The 23,212-nt window shown below is 63.8% G+C and carries 20 protein-coding genes and 1 other RNA gene; 17 read left to right on the top strand and 4 right to left on the bottom strand.

The genetic code is table 11. The features are described from left to right. Nucleotides 1–84 precede the first annotated feature (84 nt). Nucleotides 85–711: a stringent starvation protein SspA gene (gene sspA, locus AC5WNJ_RS03425; RefSeq protein ID WP_043332516.1), complete on the top strand. Its 627-nt coding sequence runs from the start codon at nucleotides 85–87 to the stop codon at nucleotides 709–711. 167 nt (nucleotides 712–878) lie between these two features. Further along, nucleotides 879–1,469, top strand: a complete 591-nt coding sequence (locus AC5WNJ_RS03430; protein WP_176676298.1) for a ClpXP protease specificity-enhancing factor — start codon at nucleotides 879–881, stop codon at nucleotides 1,467–1,469. A gap of 168 nt (nucleotides 1,470–1,637) precedes the next feature. On the opposite strand, the gene AC5WNJ_RS03435 is transcribed toward AC5WNJ_RS03430, so the two are convergent. Genes AC5WNJ_RS03435 through AC5WNJ_RS03450 form a run of 4 tightly spaced genes read right to left on the bottom strand, consistent with a single transcriptional unit; the run spans nucleotide 1,638 to nucleotide 5,173 of the window. Continuing rightward, nucleotides 1,638–2,216 carry a BON domain-containing protein gene (locus tag AC5WNJ_RS03435; RefSeq protein WP_176676299.1) on the bottom strand — a complete coding sequence of 193 codons (579 nt, stop codon included), beginning with the start codon at nucleotides 2,214–2,216 and terminating at the stop codon, nucleotides 1,638–1,640. Nucleotides 2,217–2,253: 37 nt separating this feature from the next. Beyond that, on the bottom strand, nucleotides 2,254–2,847 hold the full coding sequence (locus AC5WNJ_RS03440) for a phosphoheptose isomerase (RefSeq protein ID WP_043332512.1): 594 nt from the start codon (nucleotides 2,845–2,847) through the stop codon (nucleotides 2,254–2,256). A 21-nt stretch (nucleotides 2,848–2,868) separates the two neighbouring features. Continuing rightward, nucleotides 2,869–3,270: a YraN family protein gene (locus AC5WNJ_RS03445; RefSeq protein ID WP_052384397.1), complete on the bottom strand. Its 402-nt coding sequence runs from the start codon at nucleotides 3,268–3,270 to the stop codon at nucleotides 2,869–2,871. A gap of 1 nt (nucleotide 3,271) precedes the next feature. Then, nucleotides 3,272–5,173, bottom strand: a complete 1,902-nt coding sequence (locus AC5WNJ_RS03450; RefSeq protein WP_495930382.1) for a penicillin-binding protein activator — start codon at nucleotides 5,171–5,173, stop codon at nucleotides 3,272–3,274. A 198-nt stretch (nucleotides 5,174–5,371) separates the two neighbouring features. Between AC5WNJ_RS03450 and rsmI the strand changes: the two genes are divergently transcribed. From rsmI to ftsA, 15 genes are all read left to right on the top strand, one after another. Next, nucleotides 5,372–6,235, top strand: a complete 864-nt coding sequence (gene rsmI, locus AC5WNJ_RS03455) for a 16S rRNA (cytidine(1402)-2'-O)-methyltransferase (protein WP_043332510.1) — start codon at nucleotides 5,372–5,374, stop codon at nucleotides 6,233–6,235. 102 nt (nucleotides 6,236–6,337) lie between these two features. Then, an RNA gene (gene rnpB, locus AC5WNJ_RS03460) (RNase P RNA component class A) lies at nucleotides 6,338–6,690 on the top strand. 285 nt (nucleotides 6,691–6,975) lie between these two features. Continuing rightward, nucleotides 6,976–7,962 (top strand): 16S rRNA (cytosine(1402)-N(4))-methyltransferase RsmH, encoded by a 987-nt coding sequence (rsmH, locus tag AC5WNJ_RS03465; protein ID WP_176676302.1) that lies wholly within the window; start codon nucleotides 6,976–6,978, stop codon nucleotides 7,960–7,962. Between the two features lie 250 nt (nucleotides 7,963–8,212). Then, complete coding sequence (gene ftsL, locus AC5WNJ_RS03470; protein ID WP_175088323.1) at nucleotides 8,213–8,533, top strand: cell division protein FtsL; 321 nt, start codon at nucleotides 8,213–8,215, stop codon at nucleotides 8,531–8,533. Between the two features lie 107 nt (nucleotides 8,534–8,640). Further along, nucleotides 8,641–10,302 carry a peptidoglycan D,D-transpeptidase FtsI family protein gene (locus AC5WNJ_RS03475; protein WP_176678269.1) on the top strand — a complete coding sequence of 554 codons (1,662 nt, stop codon included), beginning with the start codon at nucleotides 8,641–8,643 and terminating at the stop codon, nucleotides 10,300–10,302. Nucleotides 10,303–10,407: 105 nt separating this feature from the next. Continuing rightward, on the top strand, nucleotides 10,408–12,006 hold the full coding sequence (locus tag AC5WNJ_RS03480; RefSeq protein WP_253062269.1) for a UDP-N-acetylmuramoyl-L-alanyl-D-glutamate--2,6-diaminopimelate ligase: 1,599 nt from the start codon (nucleotides 10,408–10,410) through the stop codon (nucleotides 12,004–12,006). Continuing rightward, nucleotides 12,003–13,466 (top strand): UDP-N-acetylmuramoyl-tripeptide--D-alanyl-D-alanine ligase, encoded by a 1,464-nt coding sequence (locus tag AC5WNJ_RS03485; protein WP_176676304.1) that lies wholly within the window; start codon nucleotides 12,003–12,005, stop codon nucleotides 13,464–13,466. Before AC5WNJ_RS03480 ends, AC5WNJ_RS03485 begins: the two co-directional genes overlap by 4 nt. 9 nt (nucleotides 13,467–13,475) lie before the next feature. Then, on the top strand, nucleotides 13,476–14,558 hold the full coding sequence (gene mraY, locus AC5WNJ_RS03490; protein ID WP_176676305.1) for a phospho-N-acetylmuramoyl-pentapeptide-transferase: 1,083 nt from the start codon (nucleotides 13,476–13,478) through the stop codon (nucleotides 14,556–14,558). Nucleotides 14,559–14,571: 13 nt separating this feature from the next. Further along, a complete protein-coding gene (murD, locus tag AC5WNJ_RS03495; RefSeq protein WP_176676306.1) occupies nucleotides 14,572–16,083 on the top strand; it encodes a UDP-N-acetylmuramoyl-L-alanine--D-glutamate ligase in 1,512 nt (503 codons plus the stop codon). Then, nucleotides 16,076–17,305 (top strand): putative lipid II flippase FtsW, encoded by a 1,230-nt coding sequence (gene ftsW / locus AC5WNJ_RS03500; protein ID WP_176676307.1) that lies wholly within the window; start codon nucleotides 16,076–16,078, stop codon nucleotides 17,303–17,305. The genes murD and ftsW overlap by 8 nt, the downstream gene beginning before the upstream one ends. Nucleotides 17,306–17,382: 77 nt before the next feature. Next, nucleotides 17,383–18,459, top strand: coding sequence for an undecaprenyldiphospho-muramoylpentapeptide beta-N-acetylglucosaminyltransferase (gene murG, locus AC5WNJ_RS03505; RefSeq protein ID WP_176678271.1), 1,077 nt, complete (start codon nucleotides 17,383–17,385; stop codon nucleotides 18,457–18,459). Nucleotides 18,460–18,481: 22 nt separating this feature from the next. Next, a complete protein-coding gene (murC, locus tag AC5WNJ_RS03510) occupies nucleotides 18,482–19,894 on the top strand; it encodes a UDP-N-acetylmuramate--L-alanine ligase (RefSeq protein WP_176678272.1) in 1,413 nt (470 codons plus the stop codon). Continuing rightward, complete coding sequence (locus AC5WNJ_RS03515) at nucleotides 19,891–20,892, top strand: D-alanine--D-alanine ligase (RefSeq protein WP_176676308.1); 1,002 nt, start codon at nucleotides 19,891–19,893, stop codon at nucleotides 20,890–20,892. Before murC ends, AC5WNJ_RS03515 begins: the two co-directional genes overlap by 4 nt. Nucleotides 20,893–20,895: 3 nt before the next feature. Continuing rightward, nucleotides 20,896–21,624, top strand: a complete 729-nt coding sequence (locus tag AC5WNJ_RS03520) for a cell division protein FtsQ/DivIB (protein ID WP_176676309.1) — start codon at nucleotides 20,896–20,898, stop codon at nucleotides 21,622–21,624. A 289-nt stretch (nucleotides 21,625–21,913) separates the two neighbouring features. Further along, entirely contained in the window at nucleotides 21,914–23,194 is a 1,281-nt protein-coding gene (gene ftsA, locus AC5WNJ_RS03525; protein WP_077371694.1) for a cell division protein FtsA, read from the top strand. Nucleotides 23,195–23,212 lie beyond the last annotated feature (18 nt).

Raw genomic sequence — 23,212 nt, forward strand, 5'->3', positions numbered from 1 at the left:
AGGGCAGGCCAGAGGAAACTTATCCCCGTTTGTCAGGCCAAAAGCTGACACGGGCATGTCTCGAACAGATGCGAGGACAGTTTCATGGGTGTTGTGGCCAAGCGTTCATCGATGACCTTCTACTCCGGTGGTGACGACCACTTCAGCCACCGTGTACGGATCGTGCTGGCCGAGAAGGGTGTGGCAGTCGATATCATTGATGTGGATGATGACAGCCGTCCGGCCGAACTGGCCGACCTGAACCCGTACAACAGTGTGCCGACGCTGCTGGATCGCGACCTGGTGCTCTACGAGTCCAAGGTCATGATGGAATATCTGGACGAGCGTTTCCCGCATCCGCCGCTGTTGCCGGTGTATCCGGTGGCGCGCGCCCAGAGCCGTCTGTGGATGCATCGCATCGAGCGCGAATGGGTGCCGATGATGGAAACCATCCAGACAGGCACCAAGAAGGAAGCCGACAAGGCGCGCAAGGAATTGCGTGAAAGCCTGATCGGCATTTCCCCGATCTTCGACGACATGCCGTTCTTCATGAGCGACGAGTTCTCGCTGGTGGACACCTGCATTGCCCCGATCCTGTGGCGCTTGCCGACACTGGGAATCGAGCTGCCGGAGAAGCAGGTCAAGCCGCTGCTGACCTACATGGAGCGGTTGTTCGGGCGTGATGCTTTCAAGGCGTCGCTGTCCGAGGCCGAGCGCGAGATGCGCATCTGATCCGTGCGTGATCCTTCGGTCACTGATCGATCGGTCACGCATTCGGGCTTTCGCCCTCGCTCATCAGTCTGAGGTCGATGGATGTGAGCGATGTGCGGGGCGTTGGCCCGTTGGCGGAATGGACTTCGGTCGTCGCTGACACTCATTGCAGTTCAAGAGGTTCTCCCATGCTTTCCAGTCGCCCTTATCTGGCACGCGCACTCTACGAGTGGCTGCTGGATAACGACAATACGCCGTACATCGTGGTGGACGCCGAGCAGGAAGGTGTCCAAGTGCCGCGTCAACACGTCCAGAACGGCCAGATCGTGCTCAATATCGCACCCGGTGCGGTGCGTGATCTGTTGATCGCCAATGAAGGGGTCAGCTTCAATGCCCGCTTCGGTGGTCAGCCGATGCACGTCAGCGTGCCGACGACGGCCCTGGTCGCGCTGTATTCGCGTGAAAACGGTGTCGGTATGGTCTTCGGTCATGAGCCGGTGATGCCGGGTGCCGATGAGATGACATTCGGTGAAGCCGCGCCAGATGCCGAGCCGGCCGCCACAGCGCGCCCGACGCTGGCCAGTGTCGGCAGTGCGCCCGCCGAAGAAGAGGCACCTGCCTCGGAATCAGTGGATGCGTCCGTCGAGCCAGGCGCTGATGCCGGAGTCGCCGCTGAAGAGCCGGCGTCGGACTCGGCCAGTGACGAGCAGGATGCTGATGACAATGGTCAGCCCAAGCCGCCGCGCAAGGGGCGTCCTTCGCTGCGTGTGATCAAGTAATCACGTCGGCAGGTGGGGGCGATGGATGAGGGCTGGCCATTGTCCGCCTGATGTCGCTCCTGTCATGAAAAATGCCCCGCAGGCTTCGGCCTGCGGGGCATTTTTCATTCTGGGTGCTGTTCATTCAGGGCGCCTTGCATGTCAGGCATGCAAGGCGCGCCACCTTGATCAGTCGAGGTACTCGAAGACCTTGGCGATACGCTGGATGCCGCCGACTTCAGAGACCTTGCTGACGATCTGGTCAGCTTCGGCGCGGGTCACGATGCCCATCAGGTAGACGCTGGCATTCTCGGTGAGTACCAAGATGCGACCGGAGTCGATATTGGCATCCGCCGCCAGTGTGGCCTTGACGCGCGTGGTCAGCCAGGTGTCCTGCACGCGCTGGCTGGCCGGGGCATTGGCGCTGATTTCCAGCGCATTGTGCACCTGACGCACACGACGCACATCCTTGGCGATGTCCGTGGCCTTCTGCTTCAGCTCGTCACTGGCGACCTGGCCGGTCAGCAGCACCATGCCGTTGTAGGAATTCACATTGACATGGGCATCGTTGAAGCGGGCGTCGGTCTTGCCGAGATTGACCTCGATCTTGGTCTCGATGCTCTCGTCTTCCACCTGGGCGCCCAGGGTGCGATCGCCATAGTCTTCGTCGATCGGGCCGCTGTTGGTCAGGTCGGCGACGGTGGTGCAGCCGGCTAGCGTCAGGAAGCCGGCGGTGGCTATGAGGGAAAGCAGGTTCTTGGGCGTCATGCCGTTTTCTCCTGGTGAATGCCGTGGGGCGCGCGGATTACTCGTTGCTGCCGAACAGCTGATGATCAATCAGGTCGCACAGGCAGTGGATGGCCAGTAGATGGACTTCCTGGATGCGTGCCGTAGAGGTGGCGGGGACACGAATCTCGCAGTCTTCACTGCCCAGTAGTGACGCCATGTCACCACCGTCACGGCCGGTCAAGGCCACGACGCGCATGTCGCGGTCGTGAGCCGCCTGGATGGCCTGCACCACGTTGGCGGAGTTGCCGCTGGTGGAGATGGCCAGCAGGATGTCGCCGGGCTGACCCAGGGCGCGGATCTGCTTGGAGAACACCTCGTTGTAGCTGTAGTCGTTGGCGATGGACGTCAGCGTGGAGGTGTCGGTGGTCAGCGCGATGGCCGGCAGGCTCGGGCGCTCACGCTCGAATCGGTTGAGCAGCTCGGAAGAGAAATGCTGGCTGTCGCCGGCGCTGCCGCCGTTGCCGCAGGCCAGGATCTTGCCGTCATTGACCAAGCTCTGGACCATCATCTGGCTGGCCGCTTCGATGAAGGGCGGCAGCACTTCGCTGGCGTAGGTCTTGGTGTCAATGCTGGCGTTGAAGTGGCCGAGAATACGCGATTGGAAATCCATGATGGCTCTTGGTCGTTGGCTTCAGAACGCTTCGAAGGCGTGGCGAATCCAGTGAATGGAACGAGGGGAGGTCCCCTCCACGCCTACCACGTCGAAGCGGCAGGAACATGATAGCCCGTGCTGGGCCAGATAAAAACGCGCGGCAGTGATCAGCCGGCGTTGCTTGGTATGGGTCACGCTTTCCAGTGCGCTGCCGAAGCGGGAGTTGGCCCGGTAGCGCACCTCGATGAAGACCAGGGTCTCGGCGTCACGCATGATCAGGTCGATCTCGCCGCCCTTGGCATGCTGGTTGCGCGTGACGGGTGTCAGGCCACGCGCTGCCAGCCATTGTTCTACCTCCGCCTCGATGACGGCGCCGCGCGCTCGGGCGCGACGCTGGGGAGGCGGGTGCGCTTTGCCAGAGGGCGAGTCGGCGCGTGTCATGTCAGGGCGTGTAGGCTTCGACGGTGCGGCTGTTGGCGCCTTTCAGTGGCGGACGCGGTACGCCACCTCTGAATTCAGCCCAGGGCAGCGTGCGCTCGATGCGTCCATCGTGGCGCGGGAAGAGGCTGCCGGTGGCGCCGAAGAGTTCGCCGCCCGCTCCGGCCAGCATCAGCGGTACGCGCTGGGCCAGACGATAGGCATCGACCCCCATGGCGTTGAGCTTGAGCATGCGTGGTGAAGCATCGGACAGGGCGCGATAGGTGTCGGCTTCCGGCAGGGATGCCTTGCCACCGGAGGAGGCCTCCGGCACTTCCCAGGGAATGTCCACGAAGTCGACGCCATTGAGGTCGCCGTCCTGATCGGGCTGCGGTGCGCCGTCATAGAGATGGGAAGTGCCGTAGATCGGCAGGTCGCCCGCGTAGTAGAAGTCCAGCATCGGCGGCACCTGACGCGCATAGCTCGGCAGCGCCAGCAGGAAGATCATGTCGATGTTGCCGGAGTGCGCGCGGCCGTATTTGCTGCCGGATTTCTTGGCGGACTTCATGCGCGCCTGGTCCTGGCTCGAGACCGACAGCAGGTCCTTGACGGCCGAGCTGACGGCGCCCTTGGGGTTGTAGCGCTCAACGGAGACGATGTCGCCACCTTCCTGCTCGAAGCGGTCGCGGAAGGCGCTGTAGACGCGTTGGCCCCAGGCATTGTTGGGCACCAGTGCGGCGGCGCCACGATGGCCGTCGAGAGCGGCTCGCAGGGCGACCTGGCGGGCTTCGTCCTCGGCGGAAAGGCCGTACTGGAACAGGTTGTCGGCACGGTTGCTGTCATGGGTGCCGTAGTTGAGGGCCAGTGTCGGCAGCGGCAGGCTGTTCTGAGTCTCGAGCCGACTGACCAGCTTCTTGTCCAGCGGGCCGAGCACGACCTGAGCGCCATCCATGGTGGCACGGGCATACAGGGTCTTGAGGTCCGCGCTCGAGGTGTCATAGAAACTCAGCTGCGGCGTGGCCTCGGCATTGTCGATGGCGCTGCGATGGCGTGCCTCGATGCCTTCACGGATGGCCTGGGCGATCCGCTTGAGCGAACCGGACTCGGGCAGGAAGACGGCAATCTTGCGCACTTCCTGGCCGGAGAGCTCGCGCAGATCGAGAATGCCCTGCGGCATCTGGCGCGCTGCGGGATGCTGCGGGTTGGCGTCCGACCAGTCGTTGATGGCGGAGAACATCTGGTCGATGTTGCCGCCGAAGCGACGCTGTAGGCGCAGCAGGTCCGTCCAGCCGCTGGCGGTCGGGCTAGCGCTGGCCAGCTCATTGAGCTGACTGGGCGAGAGGCGCGTGAGCTGCTCCCACAGGGTGTCGTTGATGCTCAGGTCATCGCTGTCGGCCTGCAGGGCGATCAGGGTCTGGGCGCTGGCCAGGGGTTCGCCGACCATGCCGAGTGCCAGGCCGCGACGCTTGCGCAGTGTGCGCTGGTCATCGCTGGACATCTGGATGTTGTCCTCGAGCACCGAGGTGGCCAGGATCGTGTTCCAGCCGTCCTGCTGCTCAAGCGCGATACGCGACAGCAGCAGGGCCCATTGCACGCGTTCCTGCGGCTCAAGGCTTGTCGGGTCGATGTCGGATGCGATGGTGATCGCCTGCGCGTTGTCGCCGCTGCGTGCTAGGATGTCCGCAGCTTGCAGGCGCGTACTGGCCGCTTGCTGACCCTGTTGCTGCTCGGCCTGAGCTAGCAGGGCATCGGCACCGGGGCCGCTGGAAAGCGGTGACTGTCCGGCACACCCTGCCAGCAGCAGGGCGGAGGCGGCGAGGCCCGCCAGCGTGCACAGGCCGGAACGTGAACGGCGCGCGGCCTCCTGCCGGATGGCTGACGAAGTGCCCAGCGTATTGGCTGATGCACGATTCCATGTCTGGCGCATGTACGACGGTCCCTTGGCTGATGGGCGATGTGGTCAGGACTGTGCATCGCCGCCTACTGTGATGAAGGGTGAAAGGCATCATGGCACTCGGTCGATCAGGGCCACGCATGCAGCGTCCTTCGGATGAAATGTCCCAAGGCAATCTGCCTGTGTCTGACGACCATTTCTACCATTGAGTTCAACGAGTCGAAGCATTGAATGTCCGAGTCTTCTGAAGGCGTATTGTACGTGGTCGCCACGCCGATTGGTAACCTCGATGATCTCAGTCCCCGCGCCGCGCGGGTGCTGGGAGAAGTGGACCTGATCGCAGCCGAGGATACCCGCCACAGCGCGCGGTTGCTGCGTCACCTGGGCCTGGAAGTGCCCATGATGTCCCTGCACGATCACAACGAGCGTGGCCGTGTCGACCAGCTGTGTCAGGCGCTGGAGGCAGGCCGACGCGTCGCGTTGGTCTCCGATGCCGGCACGCCGCTGATCTCTGATCCCGGCTTCATCGTCGTGCGCGCCCTGCGCGAGCGTGGCTTCAAGGTAGTGCCGCTGCCGGGGCCGTGCGCGTTGATCACCGCCCTCAGCGCTGCGGGCCTGCCGACGGATCGCTTCACCTTCGAAGGCTTTCTGGCCCACAAGGGCGGCCCGCGTCAGGCGCGCCTTGCCGCGCTGCGCGACGATAGCGCCACCCACGTGCTGTATGAATCTCCGCACCGTATCCAGGCGCTGCTCGGCGATATCCGCGAGGTGCTGGGCGAGCGTCGGGTCGTGCTGGCCCGTGAGCTGACCAAGACCTTCGAGACCTTCCTCGATGGCACGGCGGCCGAGCTGCTGGCGCAGATGGACGCTGACAGTGATCAGACACGCGGTGAGTTCGTGGTCATGATCGAAGGAGCGCCGGCACGTGACGGCGACGAGGCGGCCAGTGTCGAAGGCGACGCCCTGTTGCAGGTGCTGTTCGAGGAGGGCGTCGGCGTCAAGCAGATGGCCGCTATCGCCACACGTCTGGTGGGCGGGCGCAAGAAAGCCTGGTATGCCAAGGCGCAAGCCATGAAGGACGCGGCGGAGGAATAGGCAAACCTCTGTCACGCCAGACTTTTTTGCCGCTGCCATTGTTCGGCCTGCGCGGGCTTCGTCTTGTGAAAGGCCCATGACACTGGTAGTCTTGCGTGCTTGGGAGACGGCCAGACAGTCGCCGCCAGCGCAAGCTGGGGGAGGAAAGTCCGGGCTCCATAGGGCAAGGTGCCAGATAACGTCTGGGCGGCGCGAGCCGACGGCAAGTGCAGCAGAGAGAAGACCGCCTACGTCAGCTTCGGCTGACCGGTAAGGGTGAAAGGGTGCGGTAAGAGCGCACCGCGCGGCTGGTAACAGTTCGCGGCGAGGTAAACCCCACCTGGAGCAAGACCAAATAGGCCCCCTATGCTGCTGCCCGCAGTGGGGGCGGGTTGGTTGCTTGAGCCCTGAAGTGATTCAGGGCCTAGATGAATGACTGTCCACGACAAGACCCGGCTTATCGGTCATCTCCCGCCTTATAACGTCAGTGTGCTGCCATCCTTCGCGATGCGAGCGGTGGCAGCACACCTTGAATTCGCATGACCGGCGCCGTCCGCTGCGTGTTTCGTGAATGACCATTGCAGTTGGATGGCAACGAACACGCTGCCGTGACAGGCGCCGGTTGTCGGTTATGGCACTTGAATTCGTGTTTCAGCCGCTTGCCTGCTGCACGCAGGCGCTGTCTCCGCTCTTATGCTGTCGGTGTCCTTTGCCACCGGCTTTCACTGCTCGCATCGCGTGCCAAGGTCCAGAGTTTCGTCATGTCCAAGCCCAGTGCTCCTTCCGTTACCGAGTCTGTCGATACCGAGTCCGTCGAAGTGGCTGATCGCTTCGCGCATGTCAGTGTCATGCTCGATGGTGCGGTCGATGGTCTGATTCAGGACACTGCCGGCGTCTACTTCGACGGCACCTTCGGTCGCGGTGGCCATTCGCGTCTGATCCTGTCGCGTCTGGCGCCCGAGGGGCGTCTGATCGCCTGTGATCGTGACCCCCAGGCGCTGGCGGAAGCCGCGACCATCGATGATGAGCGTTTCAGTATCCATGCCGGTGAATTCGCGCGTCTTGGCGAGTATGCCGAGCATGAGGGCGTGCACGGTCAGCTGGATGGCATCCTGCTCGACATCGGCGTGTCATCCCCGCAGCTGGATGATGCCGAGCGTGGCTTCAGCTTCATGAATGATGGCCCGCTGGACATGCGCATGGACCCCACCAGTGGCGAGAGCGCCGCCGAGTGGCTGTCGCGTGCCAGTGCCGAGGATATGGCCTGGGTCTTCAAGACCTACGGTGAGGAGCGTTATGCCAAGCGCCTGGCGCGTGCCGTGGTGGAGCGTCGCGCCGAGCGACCCATCACGCGCACCGGCGACTTCGCCAGCCTGATCAAGGATGCCCACCCCAACTGGGAGAAGCACAAGCACCCGGCGACGCGTGTCTTCCAGGCGATCCGCATTCACATCAATGGTGAGCTGGATGAGCTGACCCGCGCGCTGGATGCCGGTCTCGAGGCGCTCAAGCCCGGCGGTCGTCTGGTCGTGATCAGCTTCCACTCGCTGGAAGACCGCATCGTCAAGCGCTTCATGCGTGACAAGGCGCGGGGGGATCAGGCGCCGCGTGGCATGCCGATCCGCGAAGACCAGCTCAACAAGCGTCTCAAGCTGGTGGGCAAGGCACAGAAGGCTTCGCAAAGCGAAGTCGATGCCAATGTCCGTTCGCGCAGTGCGGTGATGCGCATTGCCGAAAAGCTCAAATAGCCTCTGTGCACCCTCTGGGGAATCGTGCCTCTTTCTGCGCCTGCCTACCGGCAGGCGCGCGCGCAAGTGGGCTGTGGTGAAAGGGCGACACAAGTGTTGCCGTGCTGCAACTCTTAGCGGCTAACGCCACTTGCTGACATAATGCGCCGGGCGCTTCAAACAAGTGAGCGAACATCGCGCTTGCACGTTGACAGTCTGCAAGGATATTCGTGATGCGGGGCATCACGTTCAGAGTGATTAGGGAGTCGGCATGGCGGGACGGAGACAGGAGGGCTGGACGGGTAACTGGCCGATCAAGGTGCAGATGCGTTGGCGTCACCTGTGTTTCGCGGTGCTGATGCTCAGTCTGCTCGGCTCTGCCGCTGCCGTCGTCATCAGCTCGCACCTCTCGCGCGGCCAATATGCCCAGCTGCAGAAGCTGGAAGCGGCGCGCGATGATGCGCGTGCACGCTGGGGCCGCCTGCTGCTGGAAGAGAGCGCCTGGTCGGCACCGGCGCGTATCGAAAGCATCAGCATCGAGCGACTCGAGATGCGCGTCCCGGATGTCCACGATGTCGAGGTCATTCGCTGATGGCCACGCGTCGCCCGCCTTCGTCACGCCCGCGCAAAGCCGCCGGCGCTGAGACGCCCGCTCGTACCAAGGCCGCAAGCGGTGCCCGCAAGAGCGCACGCGCGGCCATGGGGCCTGCCCGCTATCGCATCATGCTCTTCATCGTGCTTGCCGGGCTTGTCGCTCTGGTCGGCCGCATCGGCTATCTCCAGCTCTTCGATCAGCAGTTCCTGCAGGATCAGGGCGATGCACGCACCCTGCGTGTCGACAGCATCAATGCACACCGCGGCATGATCACCGATCGCACCGGTGAGCCGCTGGCGATCTCCACGCCTGTCATCACCCTGTGGGCCGACCCGCGCAAGGTGCCTGATGACCCCGTGCGTCTGTCATTGCTGGCGCGCGCGCTGGGTCAGAAGCCGGATGACCTTATTGCTCGCGTCCGCCGCTATCGTGATGCCGGCAAGGGCTTCATGTACATCAAGCGCCAGATGACCCCGCCGCAGGCTCAGCCTGCCATTGACCTCGATATTCCGGGCGTCAGCCACAAGCAGGAATACAAGCGCTATTATCCCTCCGGAGAAGTCTCCGCCCAGTTGATCGGCGTGACCAACGTCGATGACAAGGGTCAGGAAGGGCTCGAGCTTGCCTACAATTCCTACCTTTCCGGCACGCCGGGCAAGCGACGTGTGCTCAAGGACCGCAAGGGGCGGCTGGTGCGTGACCTGCATCTGATCAGCGAAGCCAAGCCCGGTGGCGACCTGACGCTCTCCATCGACCTGCGTCTGCAATACATGGCCTACCGCGAACTCAAGGCGGCCGTGGCGGAGCACCGCGCCGATGGCGGCACCCTGGTGATGATGGATGCGCGCACCGGCGAGGTGCTGGCGATGGTCAATCAGAAGTCCTATAACCCGAACAACCGTGCCGGGCTTGATCCCGAGGGGCTTCGCAACCGCGCGATCACCGATGCCTTCGAGCCGGGCTCGGTGATGAAGCCGCTGGCGATGAGCGCTGGGCTTGCCACTGACCTGTATCAGCCGGATACGGTGATCGATACCACGCCGGGTTACATGCGGGTCGATCAGTTCACCATTCGTGACTTCCGCAACTACGGCAAGCTCGACATGGCCGGCATTCTCTACCATTCCTCGAATATCGGCATGAGCCGCATGGCGCTGAGTCTCGAGGATGATGCGGTATGGAATCGCTACTATGAGCTGGGCCTCGGCCAGGCACCGGGCACCGGCTTCCCGGGCGAGACGACCGGCGTGCTGCCGCCGCCGACCAACTGGTCGCGCAGCAAGCGGGCCTCCATCTCCTACGGCTACGGTATCAGCGTCTCGGCACTGCAGCTGGCCAGTGCCTTCACCGCGCTCGCCAACGACGGTCGTCGTGTGCCGCCGTCGCTGCTCAAGGTCAAGACGCCGCCGGTCGGTGACCAGGTGATCTCATCGGACAACGCGCACGCCTTGCTCGGCATGATGGAGAAGATCGTGCAGCCCAACGGGCCTGCCAAGCGGGCGGTGGTCGAAGGCTATCGCATCGCCGGCAAGACGGGCACCGTGCGCAAGGTGACGGCCGGTGGTTATCAGAAGACCGCCTATCGTTCGTTGTTCGCGGGTGTGGCACCGGTGTCTGATCCGCGTATCGTGACCGTGGTGATGATCGAGAACCCCAAAGGGCAAGAATATTACGGCGGTCTGGTGGCGGCGCCCGTGTTCGGGCGCGTGGTGGGCAAGGCATTGCGCCTGCTGGATGTGCCGCCGGACAGCAAGGTCGATGAGTAACGCATTCAATGTGGCATGGTCGTCGGCCCCGGGCGGGCGGCTGCGTCTTTTTTCTCATGTAGTGAATACGTTCCGGGACATCGGGAACAAGGAAGGTCTTCCGACATGACTTCACCGCACGATTCCAGGCGCCTGGGCGAGTTTCTGGCGCGCCCGTTGGCCACGGCGAGCGACATGCTCGCCGCCTTGCTGGCACTGTGGCCAGGCGCCCTCGATGATGATTGGCGCGCGCGGCTTGCCGCGCGCGATGACTGGCACCTGACGATCGACAGTCGCAGTGCCGCGCAGGGTTCGCTCTTCATCGCCATCCCCGGCATCGCCAGCGATGGCCGCGACTATATCGCCGCGGCGCTTGAGGGCGGTGCCGAGCTGGTGCTGGCCGAAAGACCCGCAGGCGGGGATGCACGTCTCGCGCTGCATTCAGACGATGCCAGAGTCGTCTGGCTCGAGAATCTGGGCGAGCAGCTCGGTGAGCTGGGTCGCCAGGCCTTCAGTGTGCCCGAGTCGCTGACGCTGGTCGGGGTCACGGGCACCAATGGCAAGTCTTCCGTCACCCATTACATCGCCGAGCTGGCCGAAGCGATGGGCACGCCCGCCGGCATGATCGGCACGCTCGGCATCGGGCGTCCCGGCGCGCTGGTCGCGGGCGAGCGCACCACGCCTGATGCCCTGGCCGTGCAGGCGGCGCTCAAGGGCCTGAGCCTTGCCGGTGCCGAGCTGATCGCGATGGAAGTCTCTTCCCATGCGCTGGATCAAGGGCGCGTCAATGGCTGTCGCTTCACCGTTGCGGGCTATACCAATCTTTCGCGAGACCACCTCGACTACCACGGCAGCATGGCGGCCTATGCGGCGGCCAAGGCGAAGCTGTTCAAGCGCCCCGAACTCAAGCTTGCGGTGCTCAATGCCGATGATGCGCTGGCGCGTCTGATGCTGGCCGGCATGCAGCGCGGCGTGCGCGTGCTGGCGATGGGGCGTGATGATGTCGCGACCCTGCGCGTGCTGGATGTCTTCCCCGAGCCGCTGGGCCAGGTTGCCGTGATCGCGACGCCGGATGGCGAGCGTGAGCTGGGCCTCAATCTGATGGGGCGCTTCAATCTCGACAACGCCTTGCTGGCAATGCTGATCCTGCATGGCCTCGACTATACGTTCGAGGGGCTGTTTGCCGCCGCGCCGCGTCTGACGCCGGTGCCGGGCCGCATGCAGCGCCTGAGCCGTGATGGCGCGCCGGTGGTGGTGGTCGACTACGCCCACACGCCGGAGGCCGTCGAGACGGCACTGACCGCGCTGCGTGCCCACCTGCCGGCGCGGGATGATGCGCGCCTGTGGTGTGTACTCGGCTGTGGCGGCGATCGCGATAGCGGCAAGCGCCCGCTGATGGCCACGGCCGCCGAGCAGGGCGCCGACCGTGTCGTGATCACCGATGACAACCCGCGTAGCGAGGATGCCGCCGCCATCCGTCAGCAGATGATGACCGGCATCCATTCCCGCGAGCGCGTGCTGGATATCGCCGAGCGTGGTGAGGCCATTGCCCAGGTCATCCGGGATGCCGGCGAGCATGATGTCATCCTGATCGCCGGCAAGGGGCACGAGGACTATCAGGAAATCGACGGTCAGCGACTGCCGTTTTCGGATGTGGCCCATGCGGTCGCGGCGCTGGAGCGTCGTGAGCTCTCGATGCTGGAAGGTCAGGAGCGTGACGCATGAGCGCGCCTGAACAGCCCGTCGCTCTGAGTACCTTCGAGGAACTGGCCGCGGTGCTCGGGGCGCAGTTGCCACCGGCATTGCGCGGTCAGTCGCTGGGCGTCATCGAGACGGACACCCGCAAGCTTGGCGAGCAGGCCGCGCCGCTTTTTGTGGCACTCAAGGGCGAGCGATTCGACGCCCATGACTTCCTCGCCCAGGCTCGCGCCAATGGCGCCGTCGCGGCGCTGGTCGAACGGGCAGTGGATGACCCGCTGCCGCAGATCGTCGTTGCGGATACCCGGCTGGCCTTCGGGCTGCTGGCGGCGGCGCGTCGCCGTGCCTGGGGGAAGCCGTTGATCGCGGTGACCGGCAACAGTGGCAAGACCAGTGTCAAGGGCCTGGTGCATGCCATCCTCGTGCGGGATGCCGCGCGTTTCGAGGCCCAAAGCCTCGCCAATCACGGCAACCTCAACAACGATTTCGGCCTGCCGATGACGTTGCTGCGCTTGAGCGATGCCCACCAGCACGGCGTGGTCGAACTGGGCGCCAATCACCTCGGCGAGATTGCCTGGACGACGGCCCTGGCGCGCCCGCAAGTGGCGGTGATCACCAATGTCACCGGCGCCCATGTCGGCGAATTCGGCGGCATGGGTCAGATCGCCCAGGCCAAGGGCGAGATTCTGGCGGGCCTCAGCCCGTTGGGAGGACGACGCCCGGTCGCGGTGCTCAACCGTGATGACGCCTACTTCTCGCTTTGGCAGGCGCTGGCCGCGACTGGTCAGGCGATCGATATCATCGACTTCAGCGTTGCGGATGACGCTGCGGATGGCAGCGTGGATAGCGTTGATTGCCCGGCACGCCTGCAGGCGCGTGAGCTAGGCGCGGATGAACTCGGGCGTTATGCTTTCGAACTGACGTTTGATGGCCGCTCGCTCGGCCGTGTTCAGCTGGCGTTGCTGGGGCGTCACAACGTGGCCAATGCGCTGGCGGCTGCCGCGGCGTGCCTGGCACTGGGCATCGACAGTGATCTGGTGATCGCCGGGCTCGAGAGTGCCGAGAGCGTGCCCGGCAGGTTGGGGGTCGTGGCGGGCATCAATGGTTCGCGTCTGCTGGATGACAGCTACAACGCCAACCCCGGTGCCATGCTGGCGGCGCTGGATCTGCTGGCGACACTGCCTGCGCCGCGCTGGTGCCTGATGGGCGCCATGGGCGAACTCGGAGCCGACGCCGAACGTCTGCATGCCGAGGTGGGCGATTACGCCCGCAAGCTGGGCATAGATTTCATTGCCACCTGCGGCGAGGGCGCTCAGGCGACTGCCGAGGCCTTCGGGGCCGGTGGCAAGCACTTTATCGAGCGGGTGGAGCTGGAAGCTTACGCCCGTAACCATCTACCCACCGGGGCCAGTGTTCTGGTCAAGGGGTCTCGCAGCGCTGGCATGGAGAATGTCGTTGCCGCGCTCAAGGTCGACGCATCAAGGTGAATGTGAGTCATGCTGCTGCTGCTTGCTGAGTTTCTGGCCCAATTCAATGGCGCCTTTACGGTTTTCAATTATCTGACCCTGCGCGTGGTATTGGCCACGTTGACGGCACTGTTGCTGTGTCTGTGGCTGGGTCCCTGGGTCATCCGCAAGCTCGTCGATGGCCAGATCGGCCAGGCCGTGCGCGACGATGGCCCCAAGTCTCACCTTTCCAAGGCCGGTACTCCGACCATGGGCGGCGTGATGATCCTGCTGTCGATGGCCGTCTCCACCCTGCTGTGGGGCGACCTGACCAACCTGTATGTCTGGGTGGTGCTGGTCGTGACGCTGGGCTTCGGCGCCGTCGGCTGGGTCGATGACTACCGCAAGGTGGTGGAGAAGAATCCGCGTGGCCTGCCGGCGCGCTGGAAGTACTTCTGGCAGTCGGTGGTGGGCATCGGCGCCGCCGTGGTGCTGTACCTGACGGCGAGCACGCCGGCCGAGACGGGCCTGCTGGTGCCATTCTTCAAGGACGTCGTCATCCCGCTGGGCGTGTTCTACGTGGTGCTGACCTACTTCGTGATCGTCGGCAGCTCCAATGCGGTCAACCTGACCGATGGCCTCGATGGTCTGGCGATCATGCCGACCGTGCTGGTCGCCATGGGCCTGGCCATTTTCGCCTATGCCTCGGGCAATCTGAAGTTCGCCGAGTATCTGCACATTCCGTTCATTGCCGGTTCCGGTGAGCTGGCCGTGTTCTGCGCCACCATCGCGGGTGCCGGCCTCGGTTTCCTGTGGTTCAACACCTACCCCGCCCAGGTCTTCATGGGCGATGTGGGCGCGCTGGCGCTCGGCGCGGCACTGGGGGTCGTGGCGGTCATCGTGCGTCAGGAAATCGTGCTGTTCATCATGGGCGGCGTCTTCGTGATGGAAACCGTCTCGGTGATCCTGCAGGTCGGCTCCTACAAGCTGACCGGGCGACGCATCTTCCGCATGGCGCCGCTGCATCACCACTTCGAGCTGAAAGGCTGGCCGGAGCCGCGCGTCATCGTGCGCTTCTGGATTATCACCGTCGTGCTGGTGCTGCTTGGCCTGGCCACACTCAAGGTTCGCTGAGGACGCATTCGCGATGACCCTCTCTGTCACCTCTCACACACCGGCCTCGCCGGTGCCTGCCAAAGGACCGACCCTGGTGGTCGGTCTTGGTGTCTCCGGACAGGCGATCGCTCGCCATCTGAGTGATCGCGGCATCGACTTTGCCGTCGCCGATACCCGCAGCGCACCGCCTGGCCTCGAGAGCCTGCGCGAGCATGCGCCGCAGGCCGAGGTACATCTTGGCCCACTGGAAGCGCTGGACCTGTCACGCTTCGGCGAGGTGGTACTCAGTCCGGGCATTGCCCCGCGTCAGGCGGTGTTCGATGGGGTCCGCGAGCGACTGGTCGGCGAGATCGCACTCTTCGTGCGCGCGCTGGATGAGCGCCAGGCTCGTGACGCGCAGGGCAAGCGGCCCACGCTGGTCGCGATCACTGGCTCGAACGCCAAGTCCACCGTGACCACGCTGATCGCGCAGATGGCCGCGCGTGCCGGTCGTGACGTGGCGGTCGGCGGCAATCTGGGCACCGCCGCGCTGAGCTTGTTGCGTGAGCAGCCCGATGCCGAGCTCTACGTGCTGGAGCTGTCTTCCTTCCAGCTCGAGACCACGCCTGAGCTCAAGGCCGATGTCGCCTGCTTCCTGAATCTCTCCGAAGATCATCTTGATCGCCACGACGGCATGCGCGGCTATCAGGCCGCCAAGCGCGGTATCTTCCGCGGCGCAGGCCTTGCGGTCATCAATGCCGATGACGCCTGGAGCTGGCCGGCCGAGAATGATGCGGTGGCGCGAGTCAGTTTCAGCGTGCAGCTCGGTGGGTCGGCCGATAAGTCGACCGATGAGGCTGCCAGGCAGGCGCAATGGTGCCTGGCGGAAGAGGGCGGCACGCTGTCGCTGTGTCATGCCGAGTCTGGCCAGCTGCGCAGCGTGATGCCTGCTGCGGACGTGCGTCTTGCAGGCCGCCACAATCAGGCCAATGCGCTGGCGGCACTCGCGATGGGCACCGCGATCGGCCTCGACGAGGCGGCGATGGTCGCCGAGCTAACCAGCTTCGCGGGCTTGCCGCATCGCGGCGAGCTGATCGCCGAGGTGGCGGGCGTGCGCTGGATCAATGATTCCAAGGGCACCAATGTCGGGGCGACGCTGGCGGCGATTGCCGGTCTCGGCCCGACGCTCGAGGGCAAGCTGATATTGCTGGCCGGTGGCCAGGGCAAGGGCGCAGATTTCACGCCGCTGGCGGCGCCACTGGCCCGTTATGCCCGTGAGGTGGTGGTGTTCGGACAGGATGCGCCGTTATTGATGCAAGCCCTGGCCGATGACGTCCCCGTGACGCCAGTCATGACGCTGGGCGATGCCATGCGTCATGCACGACAGATCGCTCAGGCGGGTGACTGCGTGCTGCTGTCACCGGCCTGCGCCAGTCTTGATCAGTTCCCCCATTACATGGCGCGCGGCGACGCCTTCCGTGACTGGGTCACGCAGTACATCATGTCTGGTGCTGACGGCAATTCTGGCCCTAGCAGCAGCGACAAGGAAGCCTGCGATGCGTAACAAGGCCCGGCGAGTCCATGACACCTTGACGGCAGAGCGTCAGCCCGTCGACGGCTGGCTGCTGTTCTGCGCGCTGGCGATTCTGTGTATCGGCTGGGTAATGGTGACCTCTGCCTCCAGCGAGATCTCGAGCGAGCGCTTCGATGGCAATGCCTTCTACTACAGCATGCGCCACGGCATCTTTATCGTGATCGGCCTGGTGGCCGCCTTCTGTACGCTGCGCGTGCCGATGTCCGCCTGGCAGCAGCGCAGCTTCGCGATGCTGATGCTGGGCTTCGTGCTGCTGGTGGTCGTGTTGGTGGTCGGGCGCGAGATCAACGGCGCCAAGCGCTGGATACCGCTGCCATTGGTCGGCGGGGTGCAGGCCTCCGAGATCGCCAAGCTGTGCCTGATGATCTGGCTGGCCGGCTATCTGGACCGCCGCCTCGACAAGGTGCGCGCCAGCGTCGTCAATGGCCTCATTCTGCCCTGTGTCCCCTTGTTGCTGATGATCGTGCTGTTGGCACTGGAGCCTGACTTTGGCTCCATCGTGGTCATGGGCGGTGCCGTGATGGGCATGCTGCTGATGGCGGGCGTCGCCTGGTGGGGGTTCATCGTCTTGCTGGGCCTGGCGGGCGGTGGTGGTTGGCTCTTGGCGATCGCCGAGCCCTATCGCTGGGAGCGCCTGACCACCTATACCGACCCGTGGGCCAACATGTATGACAGTGGCTACCAGCTGACCCAGGCATTGATCGCCTTCGGTCGTGGCCACCTGAGCGGCATGGGGCTGGGCAATAGCGTGCAGAAGCTGTTCTATCTGCCGGAAGCGCATACCGATTTCGTATTTGCCGTGCTGGCCGAGGAGCTGGGCTTGATCGGGGCGACGGCCGTGGTGGCGCTGTTCGGACTGCTGATCTACCGCGCCTTCAAGATCGGTCGCCGCGCTGAACTCGCCGGCTTGCCGTTCAGCGCCTACCTCGGCTACGGTATCGCCCTCGTGCTGGGGGCGCAGGCCTTCATCAACATCGGTGTGGCCAGCGGACTGCTGCCCACCAAGGGGCTGACCCTGCCCCTGATGAGTTATGGCGGCTCCAGCCTGATCGTCAGTTGCGTGCAGATCGCGATACTGCTGCGTATCGATGCCGAGACCCGCAAGCTGACCCGCACACCGACAGGAAATGCCGCCGCGCCCCGCCGCAAGACCAGGAAGCCGACCGAGACACCGCAAGGAGCACAGGCATGACGTCATCTTCTTCTACCATCGCTCCCCAGGGGGCGGTTGACTCGGTAGACGCTGCCTCCAGGGGCGTCGTGCTGATGATGGCCGGCGGGACGGGAGGACATGTGATTCCAGCGCTGTCGCTGGCGCGTGCCCTTGCGGCGGCCGGTCACGAGATTCATTGGCTGGGCAGCCCGCGTGGTATCGAGAACCGTCTGGTGCCCGACGCCGGCTACCCGCTGCATCGGGTCGAGGTCGCAGGCTTGCGCGGCAAGGGGCTGGCGGGCTATGCGGCGATCCCGTTTCGTCTCGCGCGCGCCGTCCTGCAGGCAAGGCGCGTGATTCGTGAGCTCAAGCCGGTGCTGGTGGTGGGCCTCGGTGGCTTCGCCAGTGGTCCGGGCGGGCTCGCGGCGCGCCTTGAAGGCATTCCGCTGATCATTCATGAGCAGAACGCCATCGCGGGGCTGACCAACAAGGTGCTGGCGCGGATGGCGACGCGTGTCTACGCCGCCTTCCCGGGCGCCTTCCCGCCGGCCCTCGGGGCTCAGGTGGTGGGCAATCCGGTACGTGATGAGATCGCCGACGTCGGCGCCGCCGGGCATATGTCCGAGTCTGCTGCCGAGGCGGCAGGCGAGTCGCGTGCCTTGCATCTGCTGGTGATGGGCGGCTCGCTGGGGGCTCAGGCGCTCAACGAGACGCTCGCGCCGGCGCTGGCCCTGCTGCCGGAAGCCTCGCGCCCCGTGGTGCGCCATCAGGCCGGACGTGACAAGCAGGAGGCGACCCTCGCCGCCTATCAGGCAGTCGGTGTCACGGCTGAGGTCAGCGAGTTCATCGGTGACATGGCCGAGGCCTATGCCTGGGCAGACCTCGTGGTCTGTCGCGCCGGCGCCCTGACCGTGGCCGAGCTGGCCGCGGCAGGTCGCCCTGCGGTGCTGGTGCCGTTCCCCCACGCCGTGGATGACCACCAGACCGTCAATGCCGCGGTATTGGTCAAGGCGGATGCCGCACGCCTGATTCCCCAGAATACGTTGACTGCCGAGCGTCTCGCCGAGACGCTGGCAGAATTGCTCGACCCCAAGATACTCACTGGCATGGCCGCTCGCGCCCGCAATAGTGCGGAACTCGATGCGGTAGCGACCATGCTGGCAGGCTGCATGGAGACTCGCCTTGAACGCTAGCAATTCTGATCGCGGTGCAGGTATGCGCCGCATCCGTCGTATCCATTTCGTCGGCATCGGCGGTGTGGGCATGTGTGGTATCGCCGAAGTACTGGGCAACATGGGCTATGAGGTCAGCGGTAGCGATCTCAAGGAATCCGCCGTCACGGCTCACCTGCGTGAGTGCGGCGTGCGTGTCGCCATCGGTCATGCGGCCATCAATGCTGAAGGCTCGGATGTGGTCGTGGTCTCGACCGCGGTGGACATCACCAACCCGGAAGTGGCTTGGGCGCGGGAGCATCGCATTCCCGTCGTGCGTCGCGCCGAGATGCTCGCCGAGCTGATGCGTTTCCGCCAGGGCATCGCGATTGCCGGTACCCACGGCAAGACCACCACCACCAGCCTGACCGCGACTCTGCTCGCGGAAGGCGGCATGGACCCGACCTTCGTCATCGGTGGCAAGCTGACCAGCGCAGGCACCAATGCCCGTCTGGGCGAGGGGGAGTATCTGGTCGCCGAGGCGGATGAGTCCGATGCCTCCTTCCTGCATCTTCAGCCGTTGATCTCGGTAGTGACCAATGTCGATGCCGATCACATGGCCACCTACGAGGGCGACTTCAATCGCCTCAAGGACACCTTCATCGAATTCCTGCACAACCTGCCGTTCTACGGTCTGGCGGTGCTGTGTATCGATGATGCCAACGTGCGTGAGCTGCTGCCGCGTGTTCAGCGTCAGTTCGTGACCTACGGCTTCAGTGACGATGCCGATTACCGCATCAGCGATTTCCGCCAGGGTGGCGGTCAGCTCAGTTTCACGGCGCTGCGTCCGGAAGGCCATGCACCGCTCGAGATCACCCTGGCGATGCCGGGTGAGCACAATGCGCTCAACGCCCTGGCGGCGATCGCCATCGCCACCGATGTCGGTGTCAGCGATGAAGCCATCGCTCGCGCGCTGGCAAGCTTTGCCGGTGTCGGTCGTCGCTTCCAGGTGCACGGAGAATTCGCGGCACCCAATGGCGAGCAGAGCGTGATGCTGGTGGACGATTATGGCCACCACCCGCGCGAAGTGGAGATGGTGATTCGCGCCGTGCGCGCCGGCTGGCCGCAGCGCCGTCTGGTGATGGCCTACCAGCCGCACCGTTATTCGCGCACCCATGATCTCTATGAAGATTTCGTGCGTGTGCTGTCCGAAGTCGACACCCTGTTGCTGCTGGATGTCTACAGTGCCGGGGAAGCGATGATTCCAGGCGCCGATGGCCGCTCGCTGGCGGGCTCGATCCGTCAGCGCGGCCAGGTGGACCCGCTGTTCGTCGAACACAAGCGTGCCTTGCCGGACCTGCTCAAGAACGTGCTGCGTCCGGACGATATCCTGATTACCCAGGGGGCGGGCGATGTCGGTGGCATTGCGCTGGCACTGGCGGGGGCCGACCTCAAGCTTGACGAGGTGACGCTATGACCGTCTCTTCTTCCTCGTCTGGAGTGACAGGCGTGAATCCTGAGCTGGCCACGCGCTATGGACGTGTCGTGGTGCTGTTCGGTGGCCTGAGCGCCGAGCGCGAGGTGTCGCTCAAGAGCGGTGCGGCGGTGCTGGCGGCCCTGCAGGGCGCAGGTGTCGATGTGCAGGGCTATGACATGGCGCATGGGCTGGCCGGTCTCGAGACATTGCGCCCCGACCGTGTCTTCATCGCCATGCACGGTCGGGGCGGCGAAGATGGCACCTTGCAGGGGGCGCTGGAATTGCTGGGCATTCCCTACACCGGCAGCGGAGTACTGGCCTCTGCACTGGGCATGGACAAGCTGCGCACCAAGAAGCTCTGGGATATCGAGGGCTTGCCGACGCCGCGTTCCTGTCGCCTGGCGGCGGATACGAACTGGCAGTCGGTGCTAGAGACGCTCGGTACCCCGGTAGTGGTCAAGCCGGTGCATGAGGGGTCGACTCTCGGCATTCATATCGTCGAGGACGCCCAGGCGCTCCATGATGCCTGGACGGATGCCAGCCGCTTCGATGCGGTAGTGATGGCCGAGCGTTTCATCAAGGGGCCGGAATATACGGTCTCGGTGCTGGACGGCGAGGTATTGCCAGCCATTCGCATCGAAGCCGATAGTGGCTTCTATGATTACGATGCCAAATACATCGCCAATACCACGCGCTATCTGCTGCCTTGTGGTCTGAGCGCTGCGCGTGAGGCGGAATTGGCCGAGATCTCACTCAAGGCATTCAACGTGCTGGGCTGCGAGGGTTGGGGCCGTGTCGATGTGATGGAAGATGCGGACGGCGCCTTCTGGCTGCTGGAAGTCAACACCTCGCCGGGCATGACTGATCACAGCCTGGTGCCGCAGTCCGCGGCGCATATCGGGCTCGATTTCGCCACCCTGGTGCTGCGTATTCTCGACACGACTCTCGCCGAGCGGGGCGCAAACGATGCGTCAGTCGCTCAGCAGAGTGGTCATTGATCGATGGCGGCGCGTAGCACAACCGGTGCAATCTTCGGCTTCGTTCTCGGCCTTGCGCTGCTGGTTGCGGGCGGACAGGCATTGTGGACCTGGCTTGACCGCCCCATTGAGCGAGTCACCATCAAGGGTGACTTCGATCATGTCAGTGCTGCCTACCTTCAGCGTCATATCGCGCCGTTGATTCGCGGCCAGAGCTGGCTCTCCGTCCCCTTGGGCGAGGTTCGGCGTCGCGCGTTGGCGATCGATTGGCTGAGTGAAGTCAGCATATCGCGTCGCTGGCCGGATACACTCGAATTCGAGCTGTTTGAACAGCAGCCGGTGGCCTACTGGAATGATGGCGAATTGCTCAATGTGCGCGGTGATGCCTTCCAGGCGGGCCCGGTCACGCAGCTGGGCAACCTGCCCAATCTGGCGGGGCCAAAGGGCAGTGGATCCGAAGTGCTGGCCGAGCTTGACGCGCTGCAGAGCCAGTTGGGCGGGCTGGGACTCAATGTCTCCCAGTTGCGATTGGAGCCACGTGGCGCCTGGCGCTTCCAGGTCAATGATTCAGTGTGGGTGATGCTGGGTCGCAACGATCGAGAGGCACGTCTGGCGCGTTTCATGGCAGCCTGGCAGCGGCGTCTGGGTGATGAGGCGTCGCAGATCCGCTACATTGATCTGCGTTACCCCAACGGAGTGGCAGTGGCGTGGCATGGGGAGACGATGGCACTCGAAGAAGGCAAGGATAGTTGAGGCAAATGGCGACACTCACTACATGCTTCATTTGCGTGTGAGCATTAGCAAAATGGCGATATCGCCAGTTTCATTTGTCGTCAATCCCGCCTATTCTAGCGGGGATTTGCGCCCCTCGGTATTTTAGGCTGGTATGCCCCAAGTGGCTGCTCCTATACTGGGAAGTCAAATCCCTCTGTACGGGTTAAACGGAACGTAAACCCGTTCTGGGTGGTGCGGCAGACATGGTGTCTGTCAAAGCGCGCAATTATTTTCATGATGAACCAGAATCAAGGAGCTGGCCCGACCTATGGCAGGACATTCCAAATCACAGGATATGGTGGTCGGGCTGGACATCGGAACCTCCAAGGTAGTCGCGATCGTGGGTCAGCCGACCGATGATGGCGGTATCGAAATCGCGGGAATTGGCTCCCACCCTTCACGTGGCATGAAGAAGGGCGTGGTGATCAACATCGAGTCGACCGTACAGTCGATTCAGCGCGCAGTGGAGGAGGCTGAGTTGATGGCCGGCTGCGATATCCACTCGGTATATGTGGGCATCGCCGGCAGTCATATCAGTTCGATGAATTCCGATGGTGTCGTGGCAATCAAGGATCGCGAAGTGACGCCGTCTGATATCGAACGCGTGATCGACTCGGCGCGCGCTCGAGCGATTTCTGAAGGTCAGCGCATTCTTCACGTGCTGCCGCAGGAATATGCCATTGACCGTCAGGAAGGTATTCGCGAGCCGTTGGGCATGTCCGGGGTGCGTCTTGAGGCGCGCGTTCACCTGGTCACTGCCGCACTGAATGCCGTGCAGAATATCGAGAAGTGCGTGCGTCGCTGCGGGCTCGAAGTCGACGACATCATTCTCGAGCAGCTCGCCTCGAGTCATGCGGTTCTGACCGAGGATGAGCGTGAATTGGGTGTGTGCATGGTGGATATCGGCGGTGGTACCACGGATATCGCCGTCTTCACCGAAGGTGCCATTCGTCATACGGCTGTGATCCCCATCGCGGGTGATCAGGTCACGAATGACATCGCCATGGCGCTGCGCACACCGACGCAATATGCAGAGGAAATCAAGGTCAAGTATGCCTGTGCTCTGACCCAGCTGGCCTCCAGCGACGAGACGATCAAGGTGCCGAGTGTCGGTGACCGACCGGCACGTGACCTGTCCCGTCAAGCGTTGGCAGAAGTGGTCGAGCCCAGGTATGAGGAACTGTTCACCCTGGTCCGCGATGAATTGCGTCGCAGTGGCTATGAAGATCTCGTGGCTGCGGGCGTGGTCCTGACGGGTGGAACGTCACGCATGGAAGGTGTCGTGGAGCTGGCGGAGGAGATCTTCCATATGCCGGTTCGCATCGCTTGCCCGCAAAATGTGCGTGGACTGGCGGATGTGGTCCGCAATCCGATTTATTCCACGGGTGTGGGTTTGCTACATTATGGGATGAAACAGGAGCGGCATACGCCATCCTCGACTGCGGTCGCGGTGCGCAGGGAGGAATCTGCCGCACGACGCGTTCACGGCCATGAGCACGACACCTCCACGCTGGAGCGGATCAAGGGCTGGTTCAAGGGAAATTTCTGACAGGGATTACAGAAAGAC

This window comes from Cobetia sp. PDI-23MA (assembly GCF_059507735.1).